This window comes from Bacillus carboniphilus, assembly GCF_039522365.1.
In the GTDB taxonomy this organism is placed as follows: Bacteria; Bacillota; Bacilli; order Bacillales; family JC228; genus Bacillus_BF; species Bacillus_BF carboniphilus.
In genome coordinates this window covers 1-10,853 of record NZ_BAAADJ010000045.1, presented here as the reverse complement: position 1 = coordinate 10,853, position 10,853 = coordinate 1, and the positions used below count along the sequence as shown (strand labels likewise).

Below are 10,853 nucleotides of genomic sequence, written 5' to 3'. Positions count from 1 at the left end.
TTCATTTTACAGTGATAGGCTATTTTTATTTGCTGGTATATTTGGGTAAATAACTGTTTCATCAAATCAAGCGAAAACTGTACACTTTATTCTAGCAGTCACAAAAGGTGTAAATTTTAAAGAAGATGATAGGCTTCAGGGAAATAGAATAATGAAAAAAGAGAGATTCAATATCGAACTCTCTAAAAAAGAAATCCATCGACAGGAAAAAAGGATAAAAAGGTTGCTTGAAGACAGAAATAAACCTAACACATTATTACCTTTGCCTAATCCTAGAAATGAAATATTTTACTATGGGATGCCTTTACCCTATGGAGAGAGTGCTAGTGTAAAAAAATTGAACAGACACTAGCTTTGATTGGGATTAACTCTCTTTTTTGTTAAGGATATTTCGGTAACGGTTCAGGATTGTTAAAGAAAATTGATTTTAGAAGGTCGTCAATGAAGACGGTCTTTTTTATTTGTCATTCTTTTCAAAACATAGGAGTTACTGTTTGGAATATTATGTTAAAATTAGATAGTAAGATTCAAAACGAAAGTCAGTTTAGTTGGGGTAGTTTCTTGAAAATGTAAACTTTCAACGTTAAGAGATTACCCAAAGCCTTTACGCCATATTAAACTTTTTAATGCCTAATTCAGTTGTATCTGTATATTTTTGGGAATAATGATATGATTTATAATATAAGAAACCTAAGAATCGATTGAAAGGAGGATTTAATTAGTTTTTCATTATTAGTCGAGTTAGTAACTGCTGCATTGATCTAGAAGATTAACGCTTTTTGTTAATATATTTCACTAACGGAATAGGATTAGAGGAAACATATAAAAAACCGTTAATAGATTGGGTAGTGTCAAAAGTTCTATGAAAAACAGTGATTCAGTCCTCCCGATCTTGAAAGATGGATGCTCGTGTACCGCAACCGCCCTTGACAAACAGTCCAAAAAGGTTGCCATAAGAGTATCAAGGGCGAAGGGAAAAATAGCTGGGCATGACAAATAGCCCTTGACGTTACCAATTTTAACCTTTTTGTCCTTTCGGTTTGTCAAGGGTTCGCTTCGCCGGCTGCTTATTTTCCGAACCATCAGGGCTCTGCTAAAAAATAACTAGGCGGGCTGTTGCTGTATTAACCATTCTTGAGACAATTCAATTAGTCTTGTCCACCGCGCTGGCATGTGTGGTAATTGATTCAGCTCTGGAATAAGGACTGGTACTTTACCTTCCAATGCTGAATGCGGTCTTAAGAAATTGAAGTAGGCTACAAACAATGTCACAAAGGACACGGACCCCTTGTCGGAACCGAATCCGTGAGTTGCTCTGTAATTCCCTTTGAATGTGCGGTTTAGCCTTTCGACTGTTTGCTTTAACGGTCTATATTCCGTTGACACTGGGTCCTCATTTGTAAGGCCAATGACTTGTTTCACATCAAATGAAATGTCGTGTTGGGCAAAAAATGTTGAGCCAGTAGGTAGATAGGATTTCCATCTACTACAAATGTCAGATTCTCTGGTACTTCTCCGAGCTTTACTAGGACTTCATCTATTGCTCGGATGGCAGTGGCTGTATCACGATTCGGTGAAACCGGGTAGGACAATATAATTTTCTTGACCGCATCAAAAAAGAAAAATAAGTAATGCCATTTTCCGCCTACACGGATGTAGGTTTCATCTCCACAGAATTGATCTGACAGTTCATAAGGATAGTAATCCACGTAGGGCTTGAGTGTTAACGCGACCGCATTCTCATAATTCAATATGGATTGATGCGATATAGACACTCCATGGATATCTTTCATGATAGCGGCTGTTTTCCGGGCAGGTAGCCCATAGTTTACACGATACGTGAGGATTAGCCCTAAGGTATGCGGGGAAACGTACAGCCTTGATAAATCAACTTTGGCCTTCTGTGGTGATTCTCTCGACATCGGCTTAAAGTCGATGGTGAATTGCCTGTAAATATACCGTAACTTGAATGATTGAGGATTTTGTTTGTATTTTCTTTTATCTTTTTGAGACATATTTCTTAGGTTTGTCAGATAGTAGGAGCACTCATCGTTTTTACACTTGTACACCAAGAAATCCTTTCGTTCCTTTATTTTTTCAAGGGATTTCTGGCAGTGAGGACATTTAAATAATACTTCTTTAAGAAATCGACTCTTCTGATTGAAAAGACAGCCACACACTTTACACTGATATTGTCCTTTATCGCCATTGTTTGCGTACAGATAATCTGATGGTGCACTACACCGCGCACATACCAGATTGCTTGGCACTACATGTTTTGAATTTTTATGACGTCTAACAGGTTTCAACGGTTTCCCGTTTTGATCCTGATACTCCGTAAGGAGGATTCTATAATCAAGTTTTTCTAGAGTTTCAATGATAGGAAGATTATCCACTTGAAGTTTGCGATATTCCTTTTTAGTAGGTTCGTCCTTGGGGATATCCAACATATTCTTCCCTATCAATAAAGTGAGTAAGGTTCGAATAATTTGATCCTGAAAGTTTATAAAAGTTAATAAATAGGTTATAATTTGAGGGTACAAAATTGTCACTTCCATTCTAGGTATTTGGGTGTGTGGTAACCTCAATTATCCATAGAATTTAGGGGGTGGCAATTTTTTTGCTTATAAAGCCCTCTATTATAGGATTTATTAACCTATTTCTATATAAAGTTTTGACAATACGATAGATTGAAAGGGAGGGAGTATATGAAAAGAACCATTTTTGCTTCTGTTATCGGACTTATTATAATTTTTGCATCATATAAGTATTGGAACTATTGGAATGATTATAGAGAAAAAGAATTACTTGAAACATTTAAAGCAAATCAATATAAAATAGTTCAAATTGACTTTGCGGTACCTCCAGTAGAAGAGTTTCCTGGCTGGTATACAAAGGATGAACAGATAATAAAAGAATTAACGGACTTTTTAGACAAGTATCAAGTAAAGAGGTCAAAAGAAAATGTTATAGACGCATTATAATGTCAGGAAATAGACGGTGGTTACTGTCCAAATTCTGCTTGCATGTTAGTCAGTTTTAAAGGGAAGTCGATACCAAGACCGCGCTTCCCTTATTATTAAACTTCAACCTTATACGTTTCGTTGGTTCGTAGGTTAAGCTTTACCCCTTTTGGTCCCATCACTACATACCATTGTTTCGCTAATTCCAAGCGACATGGTATTCCCTGTTCTTCTCCAATACGAAGGTTAAACCACTCACCACAGTTCATCATGAACTCGTTTTCTCCCTGTTTAAAAAACCAACATTCCAGTTCCTTGTGGTATTTCATGTCCAACCAGTGGATCTTCATGAAAGTTCTCCATCAATCACATGCTTGACCATATGGTCATCAATAATCTTTCGTTGATTTTGTGCCCCGTAAAGTAAGCTGTGAGTACATACTTTATTGATAAGACGAGCTGACCCACTTGAATATTGAAAAACACAATCAATGGCACTATCAGAGAAAATATCTCGTTGAGCGCCCGAATAGGTGAGATGACGCTTCATATATTCGCCTGTTTGAGCTCGATCAAAATGAGAGAGTTTACACTGCAGATCAATTCTTTGACGAATTGCAGCGTAAGATTGCATTTTCAGACGATCCCAGAGCTCGTTTTGCCCGACTAAAATAAGAGACAAAGGGCTTTGGGCATCCATCTTAAAATTCAATAAGAAACGAACTTCCTCCAACATTTCTCGGTCTAACAAATGAGCTTCATCTACCACCACAATCGGTTGTATACGATGAATTCCCCGCATGAGCTCGATTTCTTTATGGAGTTGTCTTTTGGCATCACCACGATAAAATTTAGATTCACATCCCAGTTGTTCCAGTACTCCTTTATAAAAGTTACGAGGTGTCAACTTGGAATCTGATACATATAGAAGAGAAAAAGTAGCAGGGTTCAATTCTTCCGCAAATCGACGAATCGTTGTCGTTTTCCCGGTACCACAATCTCCTGTAACCACCGCAAAGAGCTGCCTCTCAGCTGCATATTTTAACCTTCCCAGTGTTTCTTCCAGAATAACGGAGTTATACAACTCTTCCGTCGGAATATCCCGGGAAAAAGGAGTTTGAGTTAGTTCATAAAAAGCTTCAAACATGGCTGTTTTCCTCCTTTTTGACCATTCGGTAGGAAACAGCAGTGGTCTGTATTTGGTTTCGTTCTTCGTACTTATGTTCAGCTCCGCGAAGTAAACGGGACGTGTCTGCCGCTTCAGGATAGAGGTGGTTTGGAAGTGCAGGGCGTTTGCCTGATTGCTCTCCAATCTCTAATTCTCGAGCTTTCCAAGGGGAGTATCCGTCGAATTCGATCATCACTTCCGTGATATCGGCAGCATCATAAATGACTTGAACTTTCCGTCCGATGAAAGAAAGACCCACTTCATATTTTTTGCCCATAAAACTGATACATCCCGACTTATCAACTTTCCGTTCCTCACAGTGAAGGAAGGCAATCGCTAATGTCTCCTGATCCACAAAGCGCAGTACTTTTGAGTCGCTACGAAAGGCTGCTTCTGGACTGATTGTTCCTAAAGCAGAGTGTGGCTTGTTTTGATAGCACTCACTCAACCATACCCGAAACAAGTGATTAAACTGATCCAACGTTTTAGGCTTCTCCAACATCACCTCATCTAGAAACGCTTGGACCATCCCATTAAAGCGTTCTACCTTTCCTTTCGATTCTGGTGAATACGGCTTTGCGAAAAGGAGACGGATCCCTAATTTAGAGCAGGTTCTTCCCATCCATTTTGTACGGTATTGTTTCCCATTGTCAAAGTAAACAGCCTCTGGAACACCAAACTTCTGGATCGATTTTCGAAAGCAATCCTCCACAATGGACTGTTCCAGAGTAGGATACCATTCCCCATGGATTACATACCTTGTTGCATCATCAATAAAGAGCACTAGATATACCTGCTTGTTGGTCCCGTTGGGACCAATCGGAAGAAAAGGGCCGTATTTAATGTCGGACTGCCATAAGCTATTGCGATATCTTTTCTGAAACCTTCGTGCTGCCACCCCTTTATTGGTATACATCCTCATCTGTCGCGAACTAAACCCCTGTTCCGTGAGTTTCTCCTGGAGGGTGCTACGTTTCAATGCGCCTGGCTCTGCTTTCCCCTCCCATTCCAAAATCTGAATAATTTGACTGACACTTCGACTCGGTACTTCACGTCTCAGGGATTGCTTGTTCTAACAAATGGTTTGGAACTGCCTCTTTGGTAGAACTTCTCCCTTTGGATTTCGGTTTTAGCCCATCAAATCCACCTGTTCGATACCGATTCAAATATCGCCGCAAGGTGCGTTCTGAAATCCCCATCTGTTCACAAATAGATTGCTTGATTTGGCTGGCTTTAGCCGTATCAAGCCCATCCGCAAGGAGAGGAGCGATTAGTTGCATACGCTCCGCTGCTATTTCTGTTGCCTTTCTTTGATCTTTCATTTTCTCATGCCTCCATTTTTTATGGGATAGCATGAGTTTATTTCAGAGCTGTTTGGACAGAAATGCGGAACGGGTCTGTAACCCAAAGATTTGAATTGGCAATCGGGCGGACAACTCGACTCAGCCAACCGACGGCCATATCAATATAACGTCCAAGGGGTAGGAGTACGGACTGTGAAGGGATGGACTTTTCCTCCACAGGAAAGTGAAAACGGAATGAAATGGATTGAAGGCAGCCTATTGCATAGTCCACCCACGAATGGAACCAGTCATTCCAACGATAAATGGTGGAATTATCCACCGCCACGTCAACCTGAACCGGTACCGTGATGACTCTTTCTATACTTTCAGCATCATATCGTTTATAAGGTACCAGAATATCTGGAAGTTCATGATGGATTCTCCTGTCAACCTTACAACGAAGCCTTCGAATGATAAGTTTCAAACGTTCTCCCGAACTTTGATACCAGACCCTAGCCCTGCTTCCCACTACTTCTACTAATGGCTCCCCACAACAAGGACAGGGTACTGTTTCCGCACTCCTAACAAAAAACCCCCGGATTCTTCTCAACCAACTTGTAATTTGATATAATAACCATAAGGTGTTTTTAGGACGTCTCCCGTGGAACTGTTGGAGCAGTACCACATAAAAGGGAGGCGTTTTTCCTTTCTCCAAAATAAAGTCTTTGGTCATTATATCGGTCAGAAGTCGGTCAGGCATTAGCATCAACTTTCGGATTATATAGATTGGCTTAAACAAGAAAAATCCTTTGACTATGGAACAGAAGGAACAGAATTTCAATTTTTAGCTGTAAATACAAAAGGAGAACTATACCATATATTTGGAGAGGGTTCTCGAATTATGGTTAATGGAGCTTTCTACGAAATTGTGAATGGTAGTATTGACAGTGAATGGATAGAACAATATAACCAAAGAAATCTTGAAAAATGAAATCAATAGTGAATAAAAACAAGGTGTGTTAATCAGTTTGTGAAAAAATGTATTTAAACTAAACGGTGCGAATATTTAGTAAGGAGTTGTTGTAATGACAACTCCTTTCGCTTATTAAACTAGCGAACAGTTTAAGTGGAAATGGGTAGAATTAAAGCATGAGTTCAACACTTTTTTTAATAAAACAATGAACCATAGGAATAATATTAGGGAAATAAAAACTATATAGGAGGGTTTTCCCTATGAGAAAAAGTATTCTTTATGGTCTGATTTTCTTGGCATTTTTAATTGCAGCAAGTAATTCTGTTTTAGCTCAGGAAGTCTCTCTCCCAAGTGCCGATGATTTCTACAAAAACAATGTAGATAAAAAGGTTTATGAGGAATTTGATGATTCTAAACTAAATGTTAGAAAACTAACAAAGGTTAAAGATCTTCCAAATGTTTTTAATGAAGAAGAATGGAAGAACTACCCTAATGTTTGGAAACAGAATTTAAAAGATAGTGTTATCGTACATACCAAAGACCTTAATCCAGAAGAACAAGTTTACTATTTCTTTTCCATAAAGGACGATGGAGAAAAAATTTATATAAAGGATGCAATGTATAATGCCAAGACGAAAAAAATTAGTTCACACGGTCAGGGTCATTGGACAAAAGAAGAGTTCAAGAAGTTTGAACAAAATTAATCGTTTTTTTGTGTCGTAAGATAAAAAAGTAATAACGTAAAATACTTATTTAAAATACACTTATGTAAAAACAGGAGGGTCGTCCAAAATATGGGCGAACCTACTTTTTATAATAAAATAAAGAAATCGTTTGAATATTGTGTAAGAATTAGATTGTGAAAAATTGTACTTAAAGTAAAGGGTCAGTAGAGTTTAAGAAGGACAAAATTTTTCATTTTTACGTTTATATTGTGATCAAATAGGGAGAGTAGTTAATTGTTTCATTTACAAAAAAAAAGACCAAACGGTCCTTTTAATAAAACAGATTACATTCAGTTTCGAATTTCAATTTTTTGCACTTTAACTTTGAAACTTCCAAGATTATTTTGTTTAGAGACTTCATTGACAACCCTTTCTGTTTGGATTTTGACTTGTTCGTCGGAACTATCAAAGTTATTCAAATAAATAAGTACACTTTTATCTCCGTTACGAGAAATATTCATTGCCATACCTGCTGGTTGTATCCCTTCTGTTGTTAATTCATCGTAAAGTTTATCATTAAAATTTGAACTAATGATTTTGCTTTGAATATTGTTGATTTTATCTCTAACTAAATACTCATCTACACGATCGTATGTTAATATAATCAATCCAAGGATTCCAAGACTTAGCACCATTGTTAGAATAAATCTTCTATTCTTCAACTGCTTTAATTGTACTTTCATAACTTTGAGCCTCCTTAAAAGATAATTGTTAATTTATCCCTATTCGGTACTTGTACTTGTTATACCTACTTAAATAAATTCAATAAAACTTGTGCGTTGATCTAATTAGAGGATTAACGTTTTTATTATGGAAGTTATTCTACAAAAGGGTCATATAGCTTAATAGTGATATATAGTAACATTGACTTTGTTTTTTCGTCTAACAGTTAAAGGTAAGAACTGCTATATAAGAAATTTTTAGGGGGGAAATTGGTGAATAAGTATAGGATACCTGTAATCTTGTTGTTTTTATTGATCTTGGGAGCCTGTAATGAAGAAAAAATTGTTTTTATTGAACAAGAAGGAAATCCAACCGCGGAGGAAATTTTATCTAAAATTAAGAATGCTGATATCTTTGAGTATAAACGCATCATATATAAAAACGCTGAAGAGGTTGAATGGGTACAAGAATTGGATTTGGAGTTAGGTAAGGTAGTAACTGAGATTACAGAACAATCCCAAAATGGAAAAGGATTTACGAGTGGTGTTGCCACAAAGTTACCAGTAGGAACAAAAATATATGAACCATCCGGTGGAAAAGGGCTTGTTTTAATTGCAGTGGTATACGGGGAGGAAATCCGTTACTTAGGATTAGTGGAAGGCTAGTAGTAATTGAACTAAAGGAGAATTTAGCATAAGAACAATCCACAAAGTATAAAGACCAGTGATATAAAACTCCTTGTCCCATATAAATAGAAATAAATAGGGTTTTAGGAGAGAGCAAATGAGAGTGCCAGAGCTTTATAGAAAAAATAGGACTTTTCAAATATTAGTCATTGGTATGGTATTTGGCAGTATTATTAGTTGGTGTGTTTTTTTGTTTATGTTCGGTTCATTGAATGATAAACAACTATTGAGGATTGAAGAATTGCAGGAACAAGTTAGCTCATTAAAGAAAGACAATGAAACGTTGCTTAAAAACATCAAGGAGATAAACCAAGAGAACGAAAAAAAACTAACTGTCCAACTTATCGACATCTCACTTCAGAATACTGAGAAGTATAACCTTAGTGCATTTGATGAATTAAAAATAAAACAAGAAATACGGGATGAAACCCGTGAAATACTGAATAGAAAGATTGAAGATATATCGTCAAATGTTGAGTTTATCATTAAAGCAATTGAGCATAAACCATATTATATTGGTGATGCCACATACTCTGTAAAAGTTGACAGGTTTTCTTTAACAACTACATTAAAACTTACCTTATCGATTGAAAGTGTTGACCGAAGAAGTTAACAAACGGATCAGATTAGCTTAATAAAGAAAGTAAATAAGGGGGGAGATTTGTGATTAAAAAATCTCTTGGAATTTTAATTATTGCTTTGACCATTGTAACTACTGCATGTTCAGATTCAAGTGATGATGAGTCAACACATGGTTGTAGCGGAGACCCAGCAGAAGTTAATGTATGTAGTGAGGGGAAATTGAACTAATGGATCATATAGTTTAAGCAAAAAAATTATGTAGTTATTCTGTACAAGAATTCACTCCTTATTGGGAATTTTAAAGTAAAAGGAGTGCGTCTGATGAAAAAAATTATATTATGTTTATTACTATATATTTTGTGCAGTCAAACAGGGAAAGCATATGCAACAGATAGGGTTGTTACATCATTCATCATTTCTGATAAATGGTATGAGAATATCTTTTTGATTGCAGATAAGGCAGATAGTATGGCTACAAAAAATTTTACTATTCAAGTTGGCGGTAGTGGAGACAGTGTTGGTGGGGAATTATTATATCACTTTCCTAATTGGTATAACGTTAAATTTGCCCCTAAATTATTTTATGAAGATATTAATAATGATGAATTTAAAGATGTTGTAGTTGCATTGATTTCAGGTTCTGGTTCAGGAGTATCCAAAAAAGAAATTCACGTATTAAATCAAGTACAAGACCCTTATAGGAGATACCAAGAGGTTCCAGTCGAATCCATTAATGATGCCGTTAAACGACTTGTGAAAATGAAGCAAAAAGGTAATCAGATTACTATTTCAATTGGTAAGAAGAAATATGTAATCGATTATTCAAAATTTGGTTATTATACTCCTGTGAATTCACCAGGAGTAGGTTCAATAGAGGATTATCAGCCTGTAAATGGAGTTCTCTATGGCAATACGACTGTATTTGTAACTATACCCGAAGCAAGTATTGGTAGCTTTAAAGTTAAGTATGGTTGGGATGGGAGAATGTATAAAGCGGAATCTGTTACTTTTAACGAAGCAAAGACAAGTTAGCTGAAATATATTCAACTAACTGGAGGAGAGTTGATCCAGGGAGGATTAACCACCTTTTTTGTCAGATTTCTTATTGAACAAACGGGTCAGGATAGCTTGTTAATTGAAAATAATAAACCACCATTAGTTTTGGTGGTTTAGAAAATACTCTAATTTCTGTATGGGTTTTCATACCGATGAAAACTATTTCCTTCAAGGAGTCTAGTTTTTGTTTCAGCGTCTACTACTATAAATTTATGGAATTCTTCCTTTTCATTTTGAGAAAAAGATGCAAAAAAATATACTTGTCGTTCAGGATGGATATGAGGTGTTTGAAGACTCATTTTATCCTGACAATTGTTTTTTGTCTTACGATTAAAGGATAGTTCTGCATCTGGAACTTCTTTATAGGGAATTTTTCTGCGAATACTATATGCAGCATTCTTATACTCTTGGTACATATCTTTATCTAATTGATTATAAAATTCATCTTCACTAATAAAAGATTTACCTTGATTATTCGGATACTCTACCTCCTGGATTGTTGTTGCAGATGTTGGCGTAATCTGAAAGAGAAAACCTAAAAGAATTACCAAAGTTAAAAACAATTTTTTCATTATTTCACCTCGTGTGTAGTTGTTATCACCTATACAATCCCCAAGTGTTAGTTATTTATTCTTGTTCCACTAACGGAACAGGATTGTTGAAGAAGACTTGATACAATAGGGTCGTCAATAGGACGATCTTTTTATTTTGATATTCTCTTAAGAATATTAGAATTAGAATTACTGTTTGGAAT

At 36.4% G+C, this 10,853-nt stretch carries 11 protein-coding genes and 2 pseudogenes; 6 read left to right on the top strand and 7 right to left on the bottom strand.

Going from position 1 to position 10,853, the window contains the following annotated elements:
* Nucleotides 1-1,104: 1,104 nt before the first annotated feature.
* Nucleotides 1,105-2,543: pseudogene (locus tag ABDZ91_RS14445) on the bottom strand (IS6 family transposase).
* 165 nt (nt 2,544-2,708) lie between these two features.
* Between ABDZ91_RS14445 and ABDZ91_RS14440 the strand changes: the two are divergent.
* Nucleotides 2,709-2,984, top strand: a complete 276-nt coding sequence (locus ABDZ91_RS14440) for a hypothetical protein (protein WP_343800125.1) — start codon at nt 2,709-2,711, stop codon at nt 2,982-2,984.
* 95 nt (nt 2,985-3,079) lie between these two features.
* On the opposite strand, the gene ABDZ91_RS14435 is transcribed toward ABDZ91_RS14440, so the two are convergent.
* The 4 genes and pseudogenes from ABDZ91_RS14435 to ABDZ91_RS14415 all read right to left on the bottom strand — a co-directional run bounded on the left by ABDZ91_RS14435 (nt 3,080) and on the right by ABDZ91_RS14415 (nt 6,147).
* Nucleotides 3,080-3,313, bottom strand: a complete 234-nt coding sequence (locus ABDZ91_RS14435) for a DUF5348 domain-containing protein (protein ID WP_343800123.1) — start codon at nt 3,311-3,313, stop codon at nt 3,080-3,082.
* Nucleotides 3,310-4,110 carry an ExeA family protein gene (locus tag ABDZ91_RS14430; protein WP_343800121.1) on the bottom strand — a complete coding sequence of 267 codons (801 nt, stop codon included), beginning with the start codon at nt 4,108-4,110 and terminating at the stop codon, nt 3,310-3,312. The genes ABDZ91_RS14435 and ABDZ91_RS14430 overlap by 4 nt, the downstream gene beginning before the upstream one ends.
* Nucleotides 4,103-5,453: pseudogene (locus tag ABDZ91_RS14425) on the bottom strand (DDE-type integrase/transposase/recombinase). Before ABDZ91_RS14425 ends, ABDZ91_RS14430 begins: the two are co-directional and overlap by 8 nt.
* Nucleotides 5,454-5,490: 37 nt before the next feature.
* Nucleotides 5,491-6,147, bottom strand: coding sequence for a DUF6431 domain-containing protein (locus tag ABDZ91_RS14415; RefSeq protein ID WP_343800126.1), 657 nt, complete (start codon nt 6,145-6,147; stop codon nt 5,491-5,493).
* A gap of 500 nt (nt 6,148-6,647) precedes the next feature.
* On the opposite strand from ABDZ91_RS14415, the gene ABDZ91_RS14410 reads away from it, so the two are divergent.
* Complete coding sequence (locus ABDZ91_RS14410; RefSeq protein ID WP_343800116.1) at nt 6,648-7,091, top strand: hypothetical protein; 444 nt, start codon at nt 6,648-6,650, stop codon at nt 7,089-7,091.
* A 311-nt stretch (nt 7,092-7,402) separates the two neighbouring features.
* Here the strand turns inward: ABDZ91_RS14410 and ABDZ91_RS14405 are convergent, their stop codons facing one another.
* Nucleotides 7,403-7,795, bottom strand: a complete 393-nt coding sequence (locus tag ABDZ91_RS14405; RefSeq protein ID WP_343800114.1) for a hypothetical protein — start codon at nt 7,793-7,795, stop codon at nt 7,403-7,405.
* 252 nt (nt 7,796-8,047) lie between these two features.
* Between ABDZ91_RS14405 and ABDZ91_RS14400 the strand changes: the two genes are divergently transcribed.
* The 4 genes from ABDZ91_RS14400 to ABDZ91_RS14385 all read left to right on the top strand — a co-directional run bounded on the left by ABDZ91_RS14400 (nt 8,048) and on the right by ABDZ91_RS14385 (nt 10,075).
* On the top strand, nt 8,048-8,440 hold the full coding sequence (locus ABDZ91_RS14400) for a hypothetical protein (protein ID WP_343800112.1): 393 nt from the start codon (nt 8,048-8,050) through the stop codon (nt 8,438-8,440).
* Between the two features lie 118 nt (nt 8,441-8,558).
* Nucleotides 8,559-9,074, top strand: coding sequence for a sporulation membrane protein YtrI (ytrI, locus tag ABDZ91_RS14395; RefSeq protein ID WP_343800110.1), 516 nt, complete (start codon nt 8,559-8,561; stop codon nt 9,072-9,074).
* A gap of 50 nt (nt 9,075-9,124) precedes the next feature.
* On the top strand, nt 9,125-9,271 hold the full coding sequence (locus ABDZ91_RS14390) for a hypothetical protein (RefSeq protein WP_343800108.1): 147 nt from the start codon (nt 9,125-9,127) through the stop codon (nt 9,269-9,271).
* A gap of 93 nt (nt 9,272-9,364) precedes the next feature.
* On the top strand, nt 9,365-10,075 hold the full coding sequence (locus tag ABDZ91_RS14385; protein ID WP_343800107.1) for a hypothetical protein: 711 nt from the start codon (nt 9,365-9,367) through the stop codon (nt 10,073-10,075).
* 149 nt (nt 10,076-10,224) lie between these two features.
* Here ABDZ91_RS14385 and ABDZ91_RS14380 read toward each other — a convergent pair whose 3' ends face one another.
* Nucleotides 10,225-10,671, bottom strand: a complete 447-nt coding sequence (locus tag ABDZ91_RS14380; RefSeq protein WP_343800106.1) for a hypothetical protein — start codon at nt 10,669-10,671, stop codon at nt 10,225-10,227.
* Between the last annotated feature and the right edge of the window lie 182 nt (nt 10,672-10,853).